Here is a 22,528-nt window from a genome sequence, read left to right as displayed (position 1 = left end):
TCACCTAAACAACATTGCAGAAAGGACGAAGTTGAACATCAGCACCAGCAGCGAGGCGTTCACCACCGCGCGGGTGGTGGCGATCGAGGTGCCTTCGATGGTCGGCTCGGCATGGAAACCCACGTAGGCGGCCACCAGCGCGGCGGTGCCGCCGAAGATCGCCGACTTGAGCATCGCCACGCCAAAGTCGTCCCAGAAGTCCACGCTGTTGCTCAACCCCGACCAGAATGTGCCGTTGTCGATGCCCAGCACGTGCACGGCTTCGAAGTAGCCGCCGGTAATGGCCAGCGAGCAGAACACGCCGGTCAGCAGCGGCACCGTCAGCACCGCCGCCCAGAAGCGCGGTGCCACCGCCTTGGCCACCGGATCGATGGCCATCAGCTCCAGCGCCTTGATCTGGTCGGTGGCGCGCATCAGGCCCAGCTCGGCCGCAATCGAACTACCGGCCCGGCCAATGAACAACAACGCGGTCAGCACCGGTGCCAGCTCGCGGTACAGCGACAGCCCCAGCAAGGTGGACAGCGCATCCGACGCACCATAGGTGGTCAGCGTGCGGTAGCCCTGCAGGGTCAGCACCAGGCCGACAAAGGCGCCGCCGACGGCGATGATCGGCAGCGAGCGCGCGCCGACCTTGTAGATCTCGCGCACCAGTTCGGCGATGAAGTCGCGCGTGGGCACCGAGCCGCGCAGCACGGTCAGCGAGAACAGCCCGGCGCGGCCGAAGGCGCGGATCGATTCGACCATGGCCATCAGGCAGCACTCCGGTCGCGCCGCGGCGCCGCATCGAAGGCGATCGGCCCATCCGGCTGGCCATGCAGGAACTGCTGCACCAGCGGATCGGTGCTGTCCTGCAATTGCGCCGGCGTGCCGGCGAACACGATCCCGCCATTGGCGATGACCACCGCCTGGTCGCAGATCGGCAGGGTCTCGTGCACGTGGTGGCTGACGATGATGCTGGTCAGGCCCAGGCTGTCGTTGAGGCGCTGGATCAGGCTCATGATCACGCCCGAGGCGATCGGGTCCAGCCCGGTCAGCGGCTCGTCGTAGATCATCAATGGCGGGTCCAGCGCCAGCGCGCGCGCCAGCGCCACACGCCGTGCCATGCCGCCTGAAAGTTCGCGCGGCCAGGCATCGGCGGCAGCCAGCAGGCCCACCGCATGCAGCTTCATCTGCACCAGGCGCTGCAACACCGGCGCCGGCAGACGGGTATGCGTGCGCAGCGGCAGCGCGACGTTGTCGGCCACGCTCAGGTCGGTCAGCAGGCCATTGCCCTGCAGCAGCACGCCGACGTTGCGGCGCATCTCCAGCAGCGCACGGCTCCCCTGTGGAATCGCGTTGCCGAACAAGGTCACCGTGCCGGCCACCGGGCGCAGTTCGCCGGTCAACGCCGCCAGCATCGTGGACTTGCCGCTACCGGAAGGACCGAGCACGGCAGTGATGCTGCCGCGTGGCACATCGAGCGAAACGTCGCGCAGGATCGTGCGACCGCCGCGATCGATGCGGACACCGGACAATTGCACGACAGGAGAGGCGGACGCCGTCATCGAAGCCTTTAACAGAATTCCAACGCAATAGAGTAGCCGTCACACGGCTGAACATAACCGAACCGCTGCGTGCAGTATTGTCGCATTCATGCCATGGGCGATGTGGCCGACCATGTCGCCATCTGCGTAACAGCGTGTCCCGCAACGCACGAACTGCCGCACGACATGGCATCGCGGTTCAACATACGCGGCGGTAGGGTTCACCTGCTGAGAGCCTGCGGCATCATGCAGATGCGAGCGCGGCAGTGGAAGGGCGCGCAAAGATCGCAATGACGCTATTGACCCTGGCTTTTGCGCAGTGGGTCTCGCGTCTCGTCTCCGCAGCTGATGTGGATAGAGGAGATCGGCATCTTTCTAGCGTGGTTGGCAGTAGCCTCCAGTAGACACCCGACCCCGCAGCTGCGCGTGGAATATCAGCGCGATTTCCAGGGCCGTGGCGATGCCACGCTGAGCTACGCCGATCTGTCTGGCGGGCCGTTCTATCGCACCGGGCAAAGCGCGTTCGATCGCAATCGCCTGATGGTGGGCATCGACGCGGCGTTGCTGACCGAACAAGGCCTGTCCACGCGGTTGAAATACCGCGGCATCACCGATGGCGACAGCGGCAACGACCAGACCTGGATGATCAATCTGGAAAAGAAATACTGATCGCGCAGCACGCGCCGCAGTAAAGGCAATGCGATGGGTCGGGCAATGCTCGGCCCATCGCATTTGCGGCCGCTGCAATCGTGGCCGGTGGAGTGCAGCGATCGCACAGGCACCCGCACCGGCGAGCTGGCATGGCAGATCCCGCACAGTGCGGCGGCAACCCCGTCATTGACGTCTGTATGGCAGATCCCGCACAGTGCGGCGGCAACCCCGTCATTGACGTCTGTCTGGACCAGAGCGGCTCTTGCCTGTCGCGTGGAATTGACCATGCGCGCAGGCAGCAAGGACGTCGGCGAATGCATGAACATTCGCGCATCCCGCGCATCCCGCGCACCGACGACGCGATACCGACCGAAGGCACTGGCCGCGCTCGCCTGAGCGTTGCTGCATGTCCATTCCACGCACGCCGCGCATCTGCGCAGCAGGAGCGAACACATCGACGGGCCTGCACCCTGCAGGTCAACGCGCATTACTTCGGCATCCGGCACAATGCGCCCACGCATGCACGCCACCTCCGCGCCCGATTTCCGTCTCTATCCTTCCAATGCGCTGGATACCCTGGCTGCCTTGCTCGCGCAGGAGTTGCGGCAGCCGGTGCGCGGTCAACCGGTGTTGCAGCCGGAGGTGGTGCTGATCCCGCAGGTGGCAATGCGGCGCTGGCTGCAGTCCACGCTGGCGGCCGAGCATGGTGTGGCGGCGAATCTGGAATTTCTGACTCCTGGCGAATTCGTGGCGCGCGCGCTGGAGTGCAACCTCGGCGCGGCCGACGACGATCTGGACATGGCCACCACGCAGTGGCGCCTGTACGCCGCATTGCAGGCCGACCTGGGCAGCGATGCGGCACTGGCGCCGCTGGCAGGCTATCTGGCCGACGGCGATGCGCTCAAGCCCTGGGCATTGGCCGGCGAGCTGGGCAACGTGTTCGAGAAATACCAGGCCTGGCGACGCGACTGGTTGCTGCGCTGGGAAGGCGGCGCCGACCCCGATGACCCGCAGGCGCGCCTGTGGCGCGGCATCGCCGCCGGCAGGCAATACCGCGCGCGCCGCATCGGCCAGTACCTGGATCGCTACGCGCGCCCGGATGGTCCGCTGCCGCAGGGCTTGCCCAGGCGCTTGTTCGCGTTCGCCATCCTCAATATTTCGCCCGACGTGCTGCGCGTGCTGGCCACGCAGGCGCGCGTGGGCACGCTGCATTTCTACCTGCCCACGCCCACGCAAGGCTATTGGGGCGATCTGCAGACCTTGTGGCAGCGTCGCCGCGAAGACGGCGCCGTGCAGCTGTTTGCCGATCAGGTGCAAGAGAATCCGCTGTTGCAGGCCTGGGGCGCGGCCGGACGCGACTTCATGGCGCTGGTCGGCGACTACGAGGTGGTGCATCCGCTGGCCGAGATCGCCGCCTATGCCGATCCGCTGGAGTCCGGCCGCCGCGCACTGGCCGACGGCGGCCTGGGCGACAGCCTGCTGCGGCGCATGCAGAGCGACCTGTTCCACCGCCGCGCGCCAGGCGTGCCTGCCGCGTTGCCGACGGTGAATCTGCACGACCCCAGCCTGCAGGTGCACGCCTGCCACACGCGCCTGCGCGAGTTGCAGGTATTGCACGACCACTTGCGCGCCTTGCTCGACGACTCACGCTTCGACCCGCCCTTGCAGCCACGCGAGATTGCGGTGTTGTCGCCCAACATCGACCCGTACGTGCCGTACCTGGACGCGGTGTTCGGCAGCCACGGCAACGACGACGCGCTGCCGTACGCGCTGGCCGATGCCAGCCCCTTGGCCAGCGAGCCGTTGGCCGAGGTGTTTTTGACCTTGCTCAAGCTGCCGATCGCACGCTTTGGGCTGCATGAAATCCTGGACCTGCTGGCCAGCGCGCCGATTGCCGAGGCCGCCGGCCTGGACGAAGCCGGGCTGGAACGCCTGCGGACCTGGCTGCACGCGGCCGGCGCGCGCTGGGGGCTGGATGCGGCGCATCGGCGTCAGCACCAGGCACCGGGCGACGACGCCTACACCTGGCGCTTCGCGCTGGACCGGCTGCTGCTCGGTCATGCCAGCGGCGCCGACGACGACATCGATGGCGTGGCGCCATGGCCGCAGCTGGAAGGCAGCGCGGTGGCCGCACTGGACACGCTGCTGCGCCTGCTGCGCGTGCTCGAACGCCATCAGTCCATCCTGGCCGAGCCGATGCCGCCCGGGCAATGGCGCGAGCGGTTGCTTGAATTGCTGGAGGCGTTGATTCCCAACGCGCCATCGGCCCCGCGCGCGCAGCGCGCGCTGGATCGGCTACGCAGCCTGATCGATCAATTCGCCCGCGATGCGCAACGCGCCCAGTACGCCGGCAAGGTGCCGGCCGAGGTGGTGCGTGCGCACTTCGCTGCGGTGCTGGGCGAATCGGACACGCGCGCGCCGCTGCTCACCGGTGGCATCAGCTTCGGCCGCATGGTGCCGATGCGCCTGCTGCCGTTCCGGGTGATCTGCCTGCTCGGCATGAACGATGGCGACTTTCCGCGCCGCGACCCGGCCGCCGGGCTCAATCGCCTCACTGCAGAATTGGGCACCGAGCGCCGCCGGCATGGCGATCGTTCAACCCGCGAGGACGACAGGTTCTTGTTCCTGCAATTGTTCGCCTCTGCGCAGGAGGTGTTCTACCTGAGCTATCTCGGTGCCGATGCGCGCGACGGCAGCGCGCGCGAACCGTCGGTGCTGGTCAGCGAGCTGCTGGGCAGCGCCGCGCAGTACCACGCCGACCCGGCGGCAATCGACACGCTGGTGGTGCACCACCCGTTGCAGCCGTTTGCCGCCGCGGCCTTCGGTGCGGCGGGTGATCACGGCACCGACCCGCGCCGTTTCAGTTATCGCCGGCAGTGGCGCCCGGCCGTGGACAGCCTTGCCGGCCAGCGCCAGCCGCTGGCGCCGTGGGTGGCCGGTGTATTGCCGGCCGATCACATCGGCCTGCCCGCCAGCGTGTCCATCGACGATCTGCGCCGGCTGTTCGGCGACCCGGCCGGGCAGTTCCTTCGCCATCGCCTGGGGATGCGGCTGCCCGACCCGGCCAGCGAAGACAGCGATCTGGAACCGCTGCTCGCGCCCACGCGCGGGCTGGACCAATACGGCCTGCAGCAGCAGGTGTTCGAGGCGGCATTGGCGGGCGAGGTGGATGGGCTGTACGAGCGGCTGCGCGCGCGCGCATTGCTGCCATCGGGCCCGCTCGGCCGTCGTCAACTCGACGAACGCGTGGCGCAGCTGCGCCCGTATGCCGACGCCTTTCGGCAGTGGCGCGGCGATGCGCCGGCCGATTCGCGCCGCTTGCAGGTGCGCATCGGCGATACCGACGTCCACGGTCGCGTGCCCGGCTGGTATGCCGATGGCGTGGGGCGCGTGCAGGTCGGTGCGCTCAGTGGCCGCAGCGCGATCCGCCACGGCCTGGAATGGTTGCTGTTGCGCGCCGCCGGCGAGCGCGTGCCGTATGTGCGCTTTTTCGAGCAGGACGACGGCCTGGGCCCGCATCCCATCGACGCCGACCCGCTGTCGCAGACACAGGCGCAACACGCATTGGGCGAGCTGTTGCAGCTGTATCGCCATGGCCTGCACATGCCGCTGGCGTTCGCGCCCTACAGCAGCTGGAAATACCACCAGGGGGCACGCAGCGATGATCTGGACAAGGCCATCAAGGACGCCGCCGGGCAGTGGCAATCCGGTTTCGGCTGGAGCGAATCGCATAGCCCGGAACTGCGCCTGGTCCACCGCGGCCGCGACCCGTTCGCCGATGCGCAGCGCTTCGCCGAGTTCGCCATCACCAGCCATCGCGTGTACGACTTGCTCGAGCGCGGCAACGCCGACGCCACGCTGGAGCCGGAGCGTCTGATCGAGAGCTGGCGCCACTGGCACGGCGCGCAGGAAGACGCCGAATGAGCGCCAACCCCGTCACCGACCCGTACCTGCACCTGCCGCTGCATGGCGTGCGCCTGATCGAGGCCAGCGCCGGCACCGGCAAGACCTTCACCCTGGCCACGCTGTTCACCCGGCTGGTGGTCGAGCGCGGCCTGCGCATCGGCCAGATCCTCGCCGTCACCTTCACCGAGGCCGCCACCCAGGAGCTGCGCCGCCGCATCCGCGAGCGCCTGGTGCTGGCCGCGACCCTGGTCCCCAACGCCCCCGTAGGAGCGGACCCGGCCGCGACCGACCAACCCACAACGCCTGCGCCTAATGGCGCATCGGCTCGTGTAGGAGCGGCCTCGGCCGCGACCGACCTCGCCAACGGCCCGTCGCAGCCAAGGCCGCTCCTACAGGAGCCGCCCGACGTCCTGCTCACCCGCGCTATCCTCGCCACCCACCTGGCCAACGGCACCGAAACACCCACCGCCCTGCGCCGCCGCCTGCAACAGGCGGTGGAAGAAATCGATCTGGCCGCGGTGTTCACCATCCACGGCTTCTGCGCGCGCGTGCTGCGCGAGCATGCGCTGGAAAGCGGCCAGGCCTTCGCCGCGCCAGAGCTGCTCGCCAACGACCGCGAACTGCTCGGCGAAATCGCCGCCGACCTGTGGCGCCAACGCGCGGCCGATGCGGTGATGGCCGAAGACCTGATCGCGTTGTGGTCGGGCGGCCCGCCGGCCTTGGCCACCGACCTGCGCGCCTTGGTGCGGCATCCGGCGATCATGCCGGCAGCGTCCGACGCTGGCAGCGACGATGCCGACGCACTGCTGCAGGCCGTGCACGATGCAAGCCGCGCGCTGGCAAGTGCGTTTCACGCGCAGGGCACCGCGTTTTTCGAATCCATCATGTCCGCCATCGACGGTGGCATCCTGAGCAAGGTCAGCTACAAACCCGAGTGGCTGGCCTCGCTGTGGCATTGGTTCGACAGCTTCGCCGCCGCGCCATCGGTCAACACCGCCCCGCACCCCAAACTGATCAAGTTGACCGCCGCGGAACTGGCCGCCGGCACCAACAAGAAGTTCGTCGAGCGCACCCCGGCCTCGCCGCTGAGCCACGAGATCGACGGCTATCTCACCGCGCTGGCGCGTGTCGAAGATTGGCGCACGCGCCGACGCATCCGCCTGCTGCACGCCCTGCGCGAGGATGCCATCGCGCGGCTGGCGCTACTCAAGCGCCAGCGCCGCGTGCAGACCTACGACGACCTGGTCGATGGCGTGGCGCACGCGCTGGAAGGCGCGCAGGCCGATGCGCTTGTCACACGGCTGCGCGCGCAATACGCCATCGCGCTGGTGGACGAATTCCAGGACACCGACGACCGCCAGTGGACGATCTTCTCGAACGTGTTCGGCGAGGGCCCGCTCGCACGTGCGGCCGGCCTGGAACCGGCGCTGTTCCTGATCGGCGACCCCAAGCAGGCCATCTACGGTTTCCGTGGCGGCGACGTGCGCACCTATCTGGCCGCCGCCGTCACTGCCGAACTCGCCCCGCCGCTGGGCCACAACTTCCGCTCGCGCCCCGGCGTGCTGGCGGCCATCGACGCGCTGTACGCGCAGGCCGGCTACGGTGACGCCTTCCTCACCGATGGCATCGCCTTCCACCCGGTGCGGCCCGGCACCAAGCGGGTGGATGCCGACCTGCAGCGCGATGGCGCCACCGCCCCGGCGCTGACGCTGTGGCGCGCGCCGGAACCGCCGCCGCCTGCGAAAGGCAAGCCCAAACCCTGGAGCGCCGGCCGCGCCCGCGAGCTGGCCACCGCCGCCTGCGTGGCGGCGATCCGCGGCTGGCTGGCCGGTGGCCGCGACGGCACTGCCACCGTCACTGGCCGCCCGGTGCAGGCCGGCGATATCGCCGTGCTGGTGCGCAGCCACGGCGAGGCCACGCGCATGCAACAGGCGCTGGGCGCGGTGGGCATTCCCGCCGTGGCGGCCGGCAAGCAGAGCCTGTTCGCCACCGACGAGGCGCTGGAACTGCTGGCCCTGCTGCAGGCCTTGCTCGACCCGGGCGACGACAGCCGCCTTCGCGCCGCGTTGGCCACCGTGCTGATCGGCGCGGACGCCGCCGCCATCGCCGCGCTCGCACACGATGGCGAGCGTCACCGCCGCTGGCAGCAACACGCGCTGGACTGGCGCGAGCGCTGGCAGCGCGGCGGCCCGCTGGCCTTGATCGGCGAACTGGGCGCCGCGCACGGGCAACGCCTGCTCGCGCTGGTCGATGGCGAACGCCGCCTCACCAACTACCTGCAGCTGGCCGAACTGCTGCAGGAGGCCGACGCCCGCGCACTCGGCCCGCACGGCCTGGTCGACTGGCTGTCGCGCCGCATCGCCAATGCCGACGACAACGACGAAGCCCAGCAGCTGCGGCTGGAATCGGACGCGCGCCGCGTGCAGATCGTCACCCTGCACAAGAGCAAGGGCCTGGAGTATCCGCTGGTGTTCCTGCCCTATATCGGCATCGGCCGCAGCGACAAGGGCGCCGGCCGCCATTGCGTGGTGCATGCGCCCGAGCTCGGCCGCCAGCTGCACTGGAAGACTGATAAAGAGGACCCAAGCTGGAGCGCCGCCGAAGCCGCCTGGAAGCAGGAACAACGTGCCGAAGACGCGCGCCTGCTCTACGTCGGCCTGACCCGCGCCGAGCACGCGCTGTGGATCGCCAGCGGCCCGTTCCACCAGCACGAGCGCACCGCCCTGTCCGGCATGCTGCGCGCGCTCGACGCGCTGCAGGGCGCGGCCGGCGAGGGCGCAGTGGTGGTCGACACGTCCACGCCGCCCACCAACCTGCCGCGCCTGCCGCCGCCGATCGAGGCGCAGGTGCCGCCCGCGCGCACCCCGCAGCGGCATATCGCCCCGGACTGGTGGGTCTACAGCTTCACCCAGCTGGCCAACGCCGATGCCGGCGCCGCCAGCGACCCGATGGCCAGCGCCACGGTGGTCGGCAGCGGCGGCAGTGACGAGCCGGCCGGCAGCGAGGCGGTGGCAGTCGCCGCTGCCACCGAGGCCGAACCGTTCGACCCGCGCTTTGCCGGCAATCGCTTCGGCGTGGTGATGCACGACGTGTTCGAGCGCTGCGACTTTGCCGCCTGGCACGCGTGGCAGCCCGGCCAACCCGCGCCCGAGGGCCAGGCCGCGCCCATCGTCGAGGCCCTGCAACGCGGCGGCTATGCCCAGGACGAACTCGACGACGGCCTGCGCTTGCTCACCGCGCTGATCGGCCACACGCTCACCGTGATGTTGCCCGAAGGCACCCCCCTGGCCGCCATGCCCGCGCCGCAGCGCCGCAACGAGATGGAATTCCATTTCGCCATGCGGCCCACCCGCGTCGAGGCACTGCTCGCGTTGCTGCACCGGTTTGGCGTGGTCGGCGACCGCCAGGCCTTCGGCGCGCGCCAGCGCCTGGAAGGCCTGATGACCGGCCTGATCGACCTCACCTACACCGTGGACGGGCGCTGGTACGTGCTCGACTACAAGTCCAACCGCCTGCCCAGCTACGACGCCGACGCTCTGGCCCGCGCCATGGCGCACAGCGAGTACGCGTTGCAGGCGCTGATCTACACGGTCGCGCTGCACCGCTGGTTGCGCTTCCGCCTGGGCGACGCCGCCGACGGTGGCGGCTACGACTACACCCGCGACTTCGGCGGCGTGCGCTACCTGTTCTGCCGCGGCCTGGACGCGGCGGCCTCCACCGATCCCGGCACCCCGGCCCCCGGCGTCCACGCCTGGCGTTTCGACCCGATCCTGGTCGACGCCCTGGACGCCCTGTTCGCCGGCAGCGCCCCGGAGCCGATATCCAGCAACCCAGGCACGCCCGATGCCCACTAGCGCACAGCTCGTCACCGCCGACGCACCAAGGCCGCGCTCGCACCGGGAGAGTGCACACCCGGTCAGCGCCGACGCACCAAAGCCGCTCTCCCCGCGGGGCGATAAGGCACTGGTTGCGCGCCACTGGCGCGCATGCCTTGGAGCGCCCGCACCGCTGGCGCGGGCTGGGGCGCGGAGCGGGGGTTGGGGTGAGGGTCCGTCCGCCCGTCAGGCCTCCACCTCATGAATCACCCAAACCTCTTCAGCGCGCTGATCAAGGCCGACGCACTGCGCACGCTGGACCTGGCCTTCGCCCAAAGCCTGCAACGCCTGGCCCCGGAGACCGACGCCCTGGTCCTGGCCGGTGCCGCCCTCGCGTCCCTGGCAGTCACCAGCGGCCATGCCGGGCTGGACCCGGCGCGCGCCAGCATGCTGCTGGACCAACGCGACGGCCCGGCGCCCCCCCTGCCAGACCCGGCCGACTGGCAACGCGCGCTCGCCGCCTCGCGCTGGGTCGACCAACCGAACCCGGAAGACCCCGCCGCTGCGGACTGCCCGCTGGTCCTCGAACACGGCCTGCTCTACCTACGCCGCTATCGCGAGTACGAACGCCGCCTGGCGCTGGGCCTGCAGCGCATCGCCGCCCAGTCGCCGCCGCCCTTTGACGCGGCCACGCTGGCCCCGCTGTTCGCACAGCTATTCCCAAACCCCTCGATCCCTCTCCCGCCTGCGGGAGAGGGTGCCCGAAGGGCGGGTGAGGGCACGGCCCCGCCCAAGCCATCCGTCTACCAGAAAGGCACGGGCCGACCCGAGCCATCCGTCTACCAGGAAGGCACGAGCCTACCCAAGCCATCCAACCATCAAGACGGCACGAACCCACCCGCCCCGTCCCACTCCCCAGACCGCCAGGCCCAGGCCGCCGCCCTGGCCCTGCGCCGCACTTTGCTGCTGATCACCGGCGGCCCCGGCACCGGCAAGACCACCACCATCGCGCGCCTGCTGCTGTTGCGCATCGCGCAAGCGCACGCATCCAACATCCCGGCCCCGCGCATCGCCCTGGCCGCGCCCACCGGCCGTGCCGCCGAGCGCATGGCCGAAAGCCTGCGCACCGCGGTTGCGCGCGCCATCGCCGACGGCATCCAACTGCCACCCACTCCCAGTGCAGCCCCGCACGGGCAAGTGCAGCAGTCACCAAACCCCGTCGTTTCCCCTCTCCCGCAAGCGGGAGAGGGTGCCCGAAGGGCGGGTGAGGGCCAGCCGCCCCCCTGGGAATCCCTCCTCCCCACCGGCGCCAGCACCCTCCACCGCCTGCTAGGCGTCATTCCCGATTCCCCGAACTTCCGCCATAACGCAGACAACCCGCTCCCATTCGACCTGATCGTGGTCGACGAAGCCTCGATGGTCGACCTGCCGCTGATGTGCAAGCTGGTCGAAGCCGTGGCCGACGGCACCCAGCTGATCCTGCTCGGTGACGCCGACCAGCTGCCCTCGGTGGAAGCCGGTGACGTGCTCGCCGCCATCCTCCAGGCCGCCGGCCCCGGCGACACCCTGCAGCCGCAGGACGTACAGGCGCTGCAAGCGCTACTCGGCAACGCGCCCAGCGATACCACGCCCGCCGCCACCCACAGCGGCGGCTTGGCCGGCCACCGCGTGCACCTGCTGCGCGGCTACCGCCAGGCGCACGACTTCGCGCTCGCCCCGTTGGCCGACGCCGTGCGTGCCGGCGATGCCGACACCGCCCTGGCCCTGCTGCGCAGTGGCGAGCTGGCCGGCGTGCACTTCCACGAAGACGGCGAAGACCCGCTCACCCTGGGCCGCGATGCATTGCTCGCGCACTGGCGCGCGCTGGCCGACGCGCACGACCCGGCCGCCGCCCTGCGCGATGCCGCGCGCCTGCGCCTGCTCACCGCCGTACGCGCCGGCCCGCAGGGCGCACGCGGCCTCAATGCCCGCATCGAACAACTGCTGGCCGAAACCGGCTCCGGCGCCCGCCGTCTCGGCAGCGCCTCGCCCTGGTTCCAGGGCCGCCTGCTGCTGATCACCGAAAACAGCTACCGCCACGGCCTGTTCAACGGCGACGTCGGCATCTGCCTGCGAAGCGATGCGAGTCCCTCTTCAGGGCGCAGCGACGAAAGCCCTCCTTCAGGGCCAGACCAGTCCGGCAGCACCACCAACCACCACACCGACAGCCGTGCCCAGGGCCCATTGGTGGCCTGGTTCGAAGGCGACGGCGACGGCCAGGTGCGCGGCTTCCACCCCGCCGCGCTACCCGCGCACGAAAGCGCCTTCGCCATGACCGTGCACAAGGCCCAGGGCAGCGAATTCGACACCGTCTGGCTGCAACTGCCCACCCGCGACGCCCGCGTGCTCAGCCGCGAACTGCTCTACACCGGCATCACCCGCGCCCGCCGCGCCCTGCACCTGGCCGGCAGCGAAGCGGTCATCCGCGCCGCGCTCGCCCGGCATGCCGCACGCATCTCGGGCCTGGCGTGGCGGCTGGGTGCGCAGCAGCAGGCGGCACCCGCTACGCAAGCAGCAGAACCATCCACTGTCATGCCCGTGCAGGGGTCGTTGTTCTGATGGACGTGAGCCGGCGCAATGGCAGCATCACTTACGGCAGAACGGCACGTTCGCCTATCACCGTCATCGGGCGCGCCCGGATAACCTCGTGGCCGAAGAACGCCTGGTTGTGCGGTATCGCCAGCATGGGAGGCATCGATGGCGAAAAAGCATGAAATTTCGCTCGTCCGCTCGTCCGCGGCCGAATACCTGACCTTCGTGGCCGCCGCAGGCGAGGGCGGCGTACAGGCGGCGTATGCCGACGAAAACGTCTGGCTGACGCAGAAGATGCTGGCCCAGCTCTACGATGTCGAAACCCACACCATCAACTACCACCTGAAAAAGGTGTTCGCTGACAACGAGTTGCAGGCAGATGCAGTTATTCGAAATTTTCGAATAACTGCCGCCGACGGCAAGAGCTACGACACCAAGCACTACAACCTCGCGGCCATCATCGCCGTGGGCTACAAGGTCAATTCAGAGCGCGCGGTGCAGTTCCGCAAGTGGGCCACCTCCATCATCGAGTCCTTTACGATCAAGGGCTTCGCGATGGACGACGAGCGCCTGAAGAATGATGGCACGGTGCTCGGCAAGCGCTACTTCGAAGAGCAGCTGCAGCGCATCCGCGAGATCCGTCTCTCCGAGCGCAAGTTCTACCAGAAGATCACCGACATCTACGCCACCGCCCTGGACTACGATGCCACCGCGCAGGCAACCCAGCGGTTCTTCGCCACAGTGCAGAACAAGCTGCACTGGGCCATCCATGGGCGCACCGCGGCGGAAGTCGTCTACCACCGTGCCGATGCCGGCAAGCAACACATGGGTCTGACCACCTAGGCCGATGCACCACGTGGGAAGATCCAGAAGTTCGATGTGGCCGTCGCCAAGAACTACCTGACCACCGGCGAGATGGCGCAGTTGCAACGCCTTGTATCGGCCTATCTTGACCTGGCCGAGGACATGGCATTGCGGCAAATTCCGATGACCATGCAGGATTGGGAAACACGTCTGAATCGCTTCATCGAAGCGACCGACCGGCAGGTGTTGCAGGACACAGGGCGCGTCACCGCTGAGATCGCCAAAGCTCATGCGGAAAGCGAGTTCGAAAAGTACCGCATCGTGCAGGACCAGCTGTTCGTGAGCGATTTCGATCGCGTGTTGCAGCAGCTTGATGCAGGAGACCGGGTGGACGGTACCAACGAGGACTTGCGCGAAACGGAGGCGGTGCAGGAAGTGCCGAAGCGTCAGGTCCCCAATAGAAAACGCGAGCCAAAGCCATAAATCGGTCGCGGTCCAACCATTTGTGCGTTATCGGGAGCAATCGGAATCAAAAAGTAAAAGCACCTCAGCCGATATGGTGTCTCTGAAGACTGCTACATCCAACATCCTTGAGATCACACCTCGATAGGTCAGCGATGTATAGGCGAACCTGGCCTCGCCCGGCCTATTGAGATGTGACTGATGATTCCGCGTAGATCGGCTTCGCCTGCGTCGGTAAGGACTTAGCCATGCATCAGCCGCGACGGCTCTCGGCCAACTCTTCATCCAGGATGGCGCTGACGCTCTTGGTGGAAAACTTGCCGGCAAGGCCTTCCTCGACGCGTCCCTCAAGCAGGTTTTCCAACTCCCGCCATGCCTGATCGGCGCTCGCTTCGCCAGGAAAGAGACGTTCAAGCGCGTATTGTCTGATGGTCTTGCCCTGCAGAGTGGCCAACGCCTTGAGGCTCTGGTGCTGCTGGGCGCTCAGAACAATGATCAAACGGCCCATGACGAGCTCCTAAATCCACAAACCCACATTAGCGCATCTGGGCTGGTTGACCGATTGCAGAGCTTTGGGACGCCAGCGCGGGTGACGCTGTGCCGTGTTTTGACGGAAACTGCGCTCCCGGAACAGGACCGCACCGATGGACCGACGTCGCCACAAACGGATGGAACGCTATTGGGCGCGTGCAGAAGCCAAGGCACGTGCAGCGGTCGACCGGTTGGATCCGGAGAGCTGGTTCGATCTGTGGCATACGCATCTGGACTGGGACGGTCGCGGCCGCGGCTCCGCGGAAGATCGGCAGATGGTGAACGCGGTTGCAGTGCGTGTGCTGTGCTACCTGGAGGAACGTCTGGCGCATCGTGGGGCAGCGGGGCAGCTGTGGGCAGACCTCAATTCGGACACGATGGACACGGGCATCTACGCGCACTCTGCCAATCCGAACGGCACGACCTTCCCTGCAACCTTCCCTAACCTGGATTGGCAGCAGGCTCTGCCTGTCGAGGTTGCAGCGATACTGCCCGCCACGCATCAGGCTGGCACCGCGTCATGCGATGGCAGTACTTGGTATGTCGTGCAGCGTCAGCCCGCCATGGTCGGCGCGGAGGTCCGCCAGTGAGTTCCACCGACAAAGCGCATCGCACCGCATTGCGTTACGCAGTCGGTGCCCGCCAGCCCCGTCTCGCCAAGGCGCCCGTCACCGGCGCCACCTATCGGCTGGCGCACGCCTGCTTCGGTTGCCGCAGAAGTTTCAAGATCGCTCCGCGCGAGCAGATGGCTCCGTGTCCCGGCTGCGGTAACGCGCTGTGCGTGATGGGGCGTTCGTTCAAGGCACCCGCGGCCCGCAACCAGGCGCAATGGCGCAAGGTCGAGCGCCTGTATCGCGCAGGCTTTCGGTTCTTCAGTTACCGCAGCCACCCGTGCGCCGCGCTCCCGGCCAAGCTGTCGGAGGTCGATCGCTTCATCCGTGAGAACCCTGAGCACCCATTACGCCTGGGGGGGCATTGAGGTTGGCACGGCGCCACACCGCGAGGCCAGGCCTGCGCCTGACCTCGTCTGCCGTCTGGCAGGCCGGGCGGCTTACTTGCCCTTCTTTTCCTGCTTGGCCGCGCGCTTTTCCTTCAGCGTCTTGGTCGGCTCTTTCTTCTGGCTCTTCTTCTGGTCCATCCCCTTGCTCATGACACCCTCGTAGTTGCTGGATTGATCGGTCGGGCAGCGCCATGACCCTGGCGTGCCTGCGCACTGTAAGGCACGCGCGGGGTGGAAGGCAGCGGCAGCGCCGGGCCGGGCGACGGGCGCTGCGCCCGGCCCGGCGTTTGATCAACGTAGCAAGCGCCAGCAGCCCCTCGGCGCGGCCGGCAGGGCCGCAAACGCAAACGCCCGCGTGCGACCGGCAAGGTCCACACGCGGGCGCTGGCGGCAGCAGCGGCCCTACTTGGCGGCCACGCGTTGGTACTGCTCGCCGCCGGTGTTGAGGTGGCCGTTGGCCGCGTCGATGGCGAAGTTCACCGTCTCGCCATCGTTGGTCACCTGCAGTGCCCCATTCTTGTAGACCGCCGGGTAGCTCTCGGTCTTGGGCTTGCGGCTGAAGAACTTCGGCGTGGTGCTGCGGACCATGAAGGTCTCGCCATTGCGCTCGATGTCCATCGTCTCTTCCTGCGTCTGCACATTGACCCAGTGGCCAACGAACTTCTCGCCCTCCTCCTTGGCACAACCGCTCACCAGCAATGCCGCGGCCAGCGCGGTGCCCATCCACTTCATCATCGTGTGTCTCCAGTTGAGTCTGCGGCGAGGATGGCGGGTGGGGGATGTACGGCAGGTCAAGAGCCAGGAGTGCTCCCAGGGAAAAACCACCGCCGTCTCGAATGTTTTATTGGCAACGACGCTCCGCCCGGTCTGATGACGTGCCAAAACCGATCTGACTTGCCAACCCTTCAGGAGCGAGCGGAAGCTAGCGGTGCCCTCGCGAGCCTGATGACGTTCGCCAAGCCGTTGCAAAGACATGCTGTTTCGACCAATCCCCTACGAAGAACAACCGGTGACCTCTCAACTACCGCCACACGAGTCGAAACAACACAAAATGTCGAAGGAGTATCCCTTCAACGACACTCACCCTGCGCATCCATCGTCACCAGCCGACCTGTCGCCAAGGCGGATGAGCTGGCCTCGCATCCTGCGTGTTTGTTTACTTGTTGCATCGTTGCTCGCCATCGTGCTGTTGGCAAAGCCGATCACTTCCTCCATTACAGGATCTGCCGAACAGTCAGCATCACCGTCGCCGCCTGCAGCTCTATCGAAGCAGGACGTGATCCTGATCTGGACAGCAGTCGCTGAGCAGCGGTATCCCGTCTATGCTGGTGCGTCAGAGGTGGACACGTCTCGCATGCGTGCAAAACGCAAACCCGTGGTGTTGCTCGATCGGTCTACCCAGACCTGTCCTGTTGAGAGGCCAGAGCAGGCGTGCGGCTCGAATCTGGATCAGAAGTTACTTTCGTCCACCGCTGCACATAGGTTCGTATCAGCAAAGGCGCGACAGGCGCTATTGCTGGCAAATGCAGCGCAGGTGCAGGTACGGCTGCCCGAGAGCACTTACGTCCGCGGGGCATCTACCGATCACGTCGACGCACTGCTGACGGATATCAACTGGCCCGCCTTCTATCAGGCTTACCCGGGCACAGCCGGATATCTGCAACTCAGTGTGCCGGTCGTCGTCGATGGATCCCACTCCCTGGTGTATGCGGAACAGCGTTGCGACGGACGGTGCGGCACGGGCATGCTCTATCTGCTTGCGCGCACCGGGAAAGGATGGAAGATCACAAAACGGCTTGAGCTATGGGTAAGCTGAGGTGGTCTTGAAGCAGCCGCCGAGACGGGCCTCTCAGATGCCACAGCCATGAATAAAGGAAGAATGATGAGCATGGGTGCCTACCACTTGAATCCATCTATCGCCTTTGCTGCGGTGCTTTGTCTCTCTATGGCGGGATGCACGTCGCCCGCCCAGGCAGTCGCCCCGCAGCGCGAGCATCCGAGGCAGAACGGCAAGCAAGCGTCGGTCGCTTGTCCCTCGAAGGATTTCAGCACTTTCCTTCAGCGCTATGCCGATGTTGCAAACGATGACGTACGTCGCCGTTTCACCAATGATCCGCTGGAGTATGAAGTCCCGACTCACACGGTCGAAGAAGAGACCGCGTCATCACCGGACACGCATATCTCCAGGCAGAAAGGCCCGTCTCGGCTTGAGTTGTTCTCTTACCGATATTTCAAGGATGCAAAAATTTTCGACCAACTAGCCGCTGGAAGAAGCAAGCCTGAGCCAAAAAGTGAGGTTGGTTCACAGCTCTCCGTAGAGGCGACTACTAACGAGGGGCGCAGGGTAAATTTCGGCATGGAATATGAAGTTGATACTTACGTGTTCGAGAAGCGTCAAGGCTGTTGGTATTTAACACGGGCGATTAATCTCAGGGACTGACAAGGAGTAGGGGAGTGGGGCAAGACAGGAAGCTAAGCGGCGAGTGCACACAGAGTTATTAACCTTGCGTGGAGTGCGGAAAGGGAATATTAATAACTCATGCCGTCGGGTCTTCGCTTTAAGGCTGGTGCGAATGATCGGCCATATCGGTGACATGCATCGCCGATCGCAAGCAACTGAGAAATAAGGATGAGCATGGGTGCATACCCCTTGAACACATATGCAGTCTTCACCGCAATGCTTTGCGTCACCATAACTGGATGCACTTCGCCTTCGCAGGCAATTGCGTCGCAGCGCGAGCCGACTCAGCTTAAAGACCAACCTGCCACTGTTGGTTGTCCTGCCAAGGATTTCGCAACATTCCTTGAGCGTTACGCCGATTCTACAGATGATAGTGTGCGTCGCCGCTTTACGGATGACCCGCTGGAATACGAGGTACCAACGTACACAGTGGAGGACATGACCGATTCGTCCCCTCTTACGCACATCTCGAAAATAAAAGGGCCTTCTCGCTTTGAGCTATTCTCCTATCGTTATTTCAGGAATGCCAAAGTCTTCGACCACATCGATCCCGGGGAAGCAAATCCGGAGCCCGAAGGCGACGCCGGATTCCCCTTCACCATCGAGGCCGGGATAGGGGGTGATCACACCGTCTCTTTCGGCATGGAATATGAAATAGATTCGTATCTATTCAAGCGCAGCAAGGGCTGTTGGCGCCTAACGCGTGCGATCAATTTAAGAGACTGACAAGGAGTTGGCACATGTCTGGACAGGAGGCGACGCCCCAGATTCCCTATCGGCTGATGCAGCTCGAATGGGACAAGAATAAGGAATATCACAACGAGGTCGTCGACAACTTCGACGACCTTGTCACTCATCATCCCTACGGCAATCGTGGCGCTAAACTGGAGAACGGTAGCGCTGTTGGTGGTCAACGAGGCCGAACGCTTGGCCTGGTGGGGGGGGAGTTTCAAGAAATCGAGGTTGCCGAGCCTGGAAAAACGCATGGCCTTCGTCCTGACCAAATTCCGCTTATGCCACCCCCATGAATAAAGGAAGAATGATGAGCATGGGTGCCTGTCACTTCAACCCATCTACCGCCTTAGCTACGGTGCTTGGTCTGTCTATGGCGGGATGCACGTCGCCCGCCCACCCAGTCGCCCCGCAGCGCGAGCATCCGAGGCAGAACAACGGGCAAGCGTCGGTCGCTTGTCCCTCGAAGGATTTCAGCACTTTCCTTCAGCGCTACGCCGATGTTGCAAACGATGAAGTGCGTCTGCGTTTCACGGATGATCCGCTGGAGTATGAAGTCCCGACTTACACTGTCGAAGACGTAACGCCATCATCGCCGGCCACGCACATCTCCAAGCGGAAAGGACCTTCTCGCCTCGACCTATTCCCTTTTCGTTATTTCAAGGATGCAAAAGTCTTTGATCAAACTATTCCAGGGGCAAAGGGGCCCGAGCGACAAAGTGAGATTGGATATCCAATATCCATTGAGTCGACAGCCGGTGACGGGCGCAGGGTGGACTTTGGTATGGAATATGAGATGGATACTTATGTCTTCAAGCGAAGCAGGGGCTGCTGGTACTTGACTCGCGTAATCAACCTCAGGGACTGACAAGGAGTTGGTCCATGGCAGCATCAGATGCTAACCAGCAGGTCCCGTATCGCGTCATCCAACTCGAATGGGAAGCTAAGAAGGGACATGTCAACGAGCCTGGGCGCCCTTTACTCACCCTGGCCCCTCATGTTGGTGATCTCAATAATCTCTGTAACTGCAAGAACATGCTTGCAGCGACCGAGGCCACCAAAGCTACCTCTTGGGCCGAGCTTGCCCCGCACGAGAACATGCGAGGTGCCCCACGGACCACTTGCATCTTTGGCAGGAAGCTCAGCCTTCTGCATGGATAAGCCACTGAGGCACCAATCTTCCTCTTTATCGTCCGGAGTGAAGATGGCGTTTTCGAAATTGTAGAAATACTCGCCGCTATAGATAGGACCTTTGGTCTGCCCCGACGTGCAGGATGCCAGCGATGTACCGACCACTATTGCTAGAAAAGCGAATGTCTTCATTGCTACGCCCTAACGCCTGAATTAAGCCCACCCGTGAAGTGGCTTATGTCGCCAACGCTGTATTTATTGGACATCTCAAAGCCCTCATCTAAGTTGCGAAAAGCGGGGTCAGGTTGGTCAGGTTCACCTATGCTGTCCCTCTGCACTCCTGGAACTGACTGCAGCCTAGGAAGCTATCGCCGATATGCCGATTTCTTCTCTGCACAAGCGCGCTGCTGCAGCGCGGGCAGCTTCTGGTGACGGTGGCTGCGGGGGCATTGGACCCAGGTGAAGCAAAGACAGGTTCGACATGTACTGGCGCCGGCGTTGCCTGCGATGTGGCTTGTCGTTGCACCGCTCGAATCATCCTCAATAACTGTTCGCCGCCAATCAATTCAATTGGCTTGCCTTCGGCGAAGCGCTCTGCGTCTTTCGTATAAGTTCCGATACAGGCGATCTTGACTGCGTGGGCTTGGTGATGCGCGAGCAGGCCGAACATTTCGCGCACGACGCTGACGCCAACTTGCTGGCGCTTCCACTGCTTGCATTGCACCAGCGTGCGTCGGCCGTCCTTGCGCAGGATCAGGTCGATGCCGCCGTCGGCACCGCCCAGGCCGGTTTCTTCGACGCTGTATCCCTGGCGGCGAAACGCTTCACCCACCAATAGTTCGAATTGGCGCCAGCCGCCGGCGGCCAGGCTCTCCAGGCTTGTGCGTGTTTCCAGAAAGCGCCGCCGGCTGCGTGCGCCCAGATAGGAGAACAGCGCAGCAAGCCAGCAGACGCCGAGCAGCGTCCACGCCAATGGCGCGAACATTCCACTCGATTGCTGGGCGAAGCCCTGGGACAGCATTCCGCCCTGATGAGAGAACCACCAGCCGATGCCGTAGCGCACCACCAGATAAGCAGCGACTCCCATAACGAAGCCAACCGGCCACGGCAATGCGGCCATCGCTTCAAACGCGCTCTGCTTCTTTCTGCGTCCCATGCAAGAACCCCCGTTCCAGGTTCGAACATAACCGCTGGAACAAGGCTTGTCAGCAAACCAACCGTCGTTGCGATCCGCATCCCATCAAATGTGCCGCATTAAGCGATACGAAGCGGTAGAGCTTGCCGTTACGCTAATGGTTGAGTTTGCTTGTGTCGCTATAGCCACTCTTCGAGGGCCGCAGACTGGGAGTGCCCTGAGCAACAGTGGGATTCTTTGCAACCCATCATTCGCCAGGCTCACGACAGCGCCCAGCAACTTTTCGGTCCGCCACAAACTCCGCAACCGTACTCGCAAAACACTTAGGCGCAGCAAACGCCAGCCAATGCGCACCACGCTCAACGGTGCTGAAGGTCATCGGGCCTGCGGCTTTCAGCAATGTGGCATGCGTCTGCGCGCCGGCATACGGGGTGTTGGGGTCTAGCGTGCCTTGGATGACCAGGGTGCGCGGCAGGGTGGTGGGGCTGCGGCCGAACCAGGCGTCGCGCGGGTAGGTTGGCAGGCTGGCGTCCACCAGCAGGCCGGGGATGGGGCTGACGAACAGGGCGTCCTTGGCTTCGGCCGCGACGGTTTCGCGGGTGAGTGTTGGCCGTGCATTGTTTTCGGACGCGGCGATCAGCATGACCAGCGGCAATGCGGGCTGGTTGTCGCCACCTTGGCCCATCGCTGCAAGCGCTGCCTTCAGATCGGCGATGGTGGTAGTGAGCAACGTGGCGTCGTCGCGGGCCAGGCCATCGATGATCGCGGGGATCCGGTCGCGCAGGGCGGGGAAGTTGAGCAGCATGCCGAGAAAGCGCTTGAGGTCGTTGCCGGGGATTTGCGTGCGCCATGCGGCGCTGTCGCTGCGATCGAGCACGCTGCGATAGGTGGCGATGTGTGCGTCATCCAGCAGCGCGCGCCCAACTGCATCGACCACCGCAGTGCGGTGGCTCAAGTCCCATTGCGTTGCAGTTTCCGGCGGCACCAGTCCATCCAGCACCAGCCCATCTAGCGGCACGGACGCCACTTGCAGGGTGCGCAGTGCCAATTGCGTGCCATAGGACACGCCGTACAGCAGCACCTTGCCCTCGCGTCGCTGTTGGCGGACCAGCAGTGCAAGATCCTGCGCAGCTTCGGTGATGGTGAAGTCCTTGGTGCGTTGCGCGTCGGCATACAGCGCGCCGATGCACGGGCCCCATTCGGCACCAGCCAGGCCCACGCCGTCTGCGCTTTGCGGCGCTTCCTGCACAGGGCACAGGCGGGTGGAACGCCCGGTGCCGCGATGGTCTGGAATGACCAGGTCATAGCCGGGAAATGCCCGCCGGTAGGTGCTGATCATCGGGTACAGCGAGGCGCCGGCTTCGCCCGGCCCGCCCGCAATCAGCCAGACTTCGCCGCGTCGCTTGCGCTGGTCCGGTGTTGGCAAGCGGCGGACGAACAGGTCGATGGTGCCGGCATCCGGTGCTTCGTGACGCAGCGGCACCTGGGCGAGCAGGCATTCGCTACCGGCCAGCGGTGTGTGCGGCGCTGCGTCGGTGCAGGCGGTGAATGACGACGGCGGCGTCTGCGCTGCGGTGGCAAGCGGCGCAAGGAATGCAGCAAGGCAGGCAAGGGCCGCGTAGAACGTAGGACGGCGCATCGAGTTCCCTCTCTCGGCAAAGAGCCGCAGCATTGCCTAACGCGGCGTCGCGCGTATCGCCCGAAAGTCATTCTTCGCCGCTAAGGTGCGCATGTCCTTGCGCAGATTGCGCAACAGTCCAACGCGGGCAAGGTACGATCCAGCCCTATCTGTTTGAGTGCACATCG

General features: G+C 65.3%; 18 protein-coding genes and 1 pseudogene. 12 read left to right on the top strand and 7 right to left on the bottom strand.

The window, feature by feature from the left end; translation table 11 throughout:
• Entirely contained in the window at positions 1 to 750 is a 750-nt protein-coding gene (locus FHY18_RS18555; protein ID WP_104535395.1) for an MlaE family lipid ABC transporter permease subunit, read from the bottom strand.
• A complete protein-coding gene (locus FHY18_RS18550) occupies positions 750 to 1,544 on the bottom strand; it encodes an ABC transporter ATP-binding protein (RefSeq protein ID WP_259158691.1) in 795 nt (264 codons plus the stop codon). The genes FHY18_RS18555 and FHY18_RS18550 overlap by 1 nt, the downstream gene beginning before the upstream one ends.
• A 327-nt stretch (positions 1,545 to 1,871) precedes the next feature.
• On the opposite strand from FHY18_RS18550, the gene FHY18_RS18545 reads away from it, so the two are divergent.
• From FHY18_RS18545 to FHY18_RS18525, 5 genes and pseudogenes are all read left to right on the top strand, one after another.
• Positions 1,872 to 2,192: an autotransporter domain-containing protein gene (locus FHY18_RS18545; RefSeq protein ID WP_259158688.1), complete on the top strand. Its 321-nt coding sequence runs from the start codon at positions 1,872 to 1,874 to the stop codon at positions 2,190 to 2,192.
• Positions 2,193 to 2,693: 501 nt separating this feature from the next.
• Entirely contained in the window at positions 2,694 to 6,098 is a 3,405-nt protein-coding gene (recC, locus tag FHY18_RS18540) for an exodeoxyribonuclease V subunit gamma (protein ID WP_259158682.1), read from the top strand.
• Positions 6,095 to 9,934 (top strand): exodeoxyribonuclease V subunit beta, encoded by a 3,840-nt coding sequence (recB, locus tag FHY18_RS18535; RefSeq protein WP_259158670.1) that lies wholly within the window; start codon positions 6,095 to 6,097, stop codon positions 9,932 to 9,934. Before recC ends, recB begins: the two co-directional genes overlap by 4 nt.
• 222 nt (positions 9,935 to 10,156) lie before the next feature.
• Positions 10,157 to 12,493, top strand: a complete 2,337-nt coding sequence (recD, locus tag FHY18_RS18530; protein WP_259158661.1) for an exodeoxyribonuclease V subunit alpha — start codon at positions 10,157 to 10,159, stop codon at positions 12,491 to 12,493.
• A 138-nt stretch (positions 12,494 to 12,631) separates the two neighbouring features.
• Positions 12,632 to 13,753, top strand: a pseudogene (locus tag FHY18_RS18525) (virulence RhuM family protein).
• A gap of 232 nt (positions 13,754 to 13,985) precedes the next feature.
• Here the strand turns inward: FHY18_RS18525 and FHY18_RS18520 are convergent.
• Positions 13,986 to 14,240: an antitoxin gene (locus tag FHY18_RS18520; protein ID WP_184627005.1), complete on the bottom strand. Its 255-nt coding sequence runs from the start codon at positions 14,238 to 14,240 to the stop codon at positions 13,986 to 13,988.
• A 136-nt stretch (positions 14,241 to 14,376) separates the two neighbouring features.
• On the opposite strand from FHY18_RS18520, the gene FHY18_RS18515 reads away from it, so the two are divergent.
• Both FHY18_RS18515 and FHY18_RS18510 read left to right on the top strand, forming a co-directional pair.
• The gene (locus FHY18_RS18515) at positions 14,377 to 14,853 is read left to right on the top strand and encodes a hypothetical protein (RefSeq protein ID WP_259158644.1); all 477 of its coding nucleotides are present in this window, start codon (positions 14,377 to 14,379) and stop codon (positions 14,851 to 14,853) included.
• Complete coding sequence (locus FHY18_RS18510; protein ID WP_259158643.1) at positions 14,850 to 15,242, top strand: hypothetical protein; 393 nt, start codon at positions 14,850 to 14,852, stop codon at positions 15,240 to 15,242. The genes FHY18_RS18515 and FHY18_RS18510 overlap by 4 nt, the downstream gene beginning before the upstream one ends.
• 423 nt (positions 15,243 to 15,665) lie before the next feature.
• Here FHY18_RS18510 and FHY18_RS18505 read toward each other — a convergent pair whose 3' ends face one another.
• On the bottom strand, positions 15,666 to 15,998 hold the full coding sequence (locus FHY18_RS18505; RefSeq protein ID WP_259158642.1) for a hypothetical protein: 333 nt from the start codon (positions 15,996 to 15,998) through the stop codon (positions 15,666 to 15,668).
• 316 nt (positions 15,999 to 16,314) lie between these two features.
• On the opposite strand from FHY18_RS18505, the gene FHY18_RS18500 reads away from it, so the two are divergent.
• The 5 genes from FHY18_RS18500 (at position 16,315) to FHY18_RS18480 (ending at position 19,324) form a co-directional block, all read left to right on the top strand.
• Complete coding sequence (locus FHY18_RS18500) at positions 16,315 to 17,079, top strand: hypothetical protein (protein WP_259158639.1); 765 nt, start codon at positions 16,315 to 16,317, stop codon at positions 17,077 to 17,079.
• Positions 17,080 to 17,127: 48 nt separating this feature from the next.
• Entirely contained in the window at positions 17,128 to 17,703 is a 576-nt protein-coding gene (locus FHY18_RS18495; protein WP_259158637.1) for a hypothetical protein, read from the top strand.
• Between the two features lie 195 nt (positions 17,704 to 17,898).
• Entirely contained in the window at positions 17,899 to 18,450 is a 552-nt protein-coding gene (locus FHY18_RS18490; protein ID WP_259158635.1) for a hypothetical protein, read from the top strand.
• Positions 18,451 to 18,464: 14 nt separating this feature from the next.
• Entirely contained in the window at positions 18,465 to 18,752 is a 288-nt protein-coding gene (locus FHY18_RS18485; protein ID WP_259158634.1) for a hypothetical protein, read from the top strand.
• Positions 18,749 to 19,324: a hypothetical protein gene (locus tag FHY18_RS18480; RefSeq protein WP_259158632.1), complete on the top strand. Its 576-nt coding sequence runs from the start codon at positions 18,749 to 18,751 to the stop codon at positions 19,322 to 19,324. The genes FHY18_RS18485 and FHY18_RS18480 overlap by 4 nt, the downstream gene beginning before the upstream one ends.
• 110 nt (positions 19,325 to 19,434) lie before the next feature.
• Here the strand turns inward: FHY18_RS18480 and FHY18_RS18475 are convergent, their stop codons facing one another.
• The 3 genes from FHY18_RS18475 to FHY18_RS18465 form a co-directional block, all read right to left on the bottom strand.
• The gene (locus FHY18_RS18475; protein ID WP_259158631.1) at positions 19,435 to 19,779 is read right to left on the bottom strand and encodes a hypothetical protein; all 345 of its coding nucleotides are present in this window, start codon (positions 19,777 to 19,779) and stop codon (positions 19,435 to 19,437) included.
• Positions 19,780 to 19,906: 127 nt separating this feature from the next.
• The gene (locus tag FHY18_RS18470; RefSeq protein ID WP_259158629.1) at positions 19,907 to 20,743 is read right to left on the bottom strand and encodes a restriction endonuclease; all 837 of its coding nucleotides are present in this window, start codon (positions 20,741 to 20,743) and stop codon (positions 19,907 to 19,909) included.
• A gap of 226 nt (positions 20,744 to 20,969) precedes the next feature.
• Positions 20,970 to 22,361: an alpha/beta hydrolase gene (locus tag FHY18_RS18465; RefSeq protein WP_259158621.1), complete on the bottom strand. Its 1,392-nt coding sequence runs from the start codon at positions 22,359 to 22,361 to the stop codon at positions 20,970 to 20,972.
• Between the last annotated feature and the right edge of the window lie 167 nt (positions 22,362 to 22,528).

It is taken from the genome of Xanthomonas sp. 3793 (genome assembly GCF_024806835.1).
Classification (GTDB): Bacteria; Pseudomonadota; Gammaproteobacteria; order Xanthomonadales; family Xanthomonadaceae; genus Xanthomonas; species Xanthomonas arboricola_F.
This window is presented reverse-complemented; position numbering and strand designations above follow the sequence as displayed.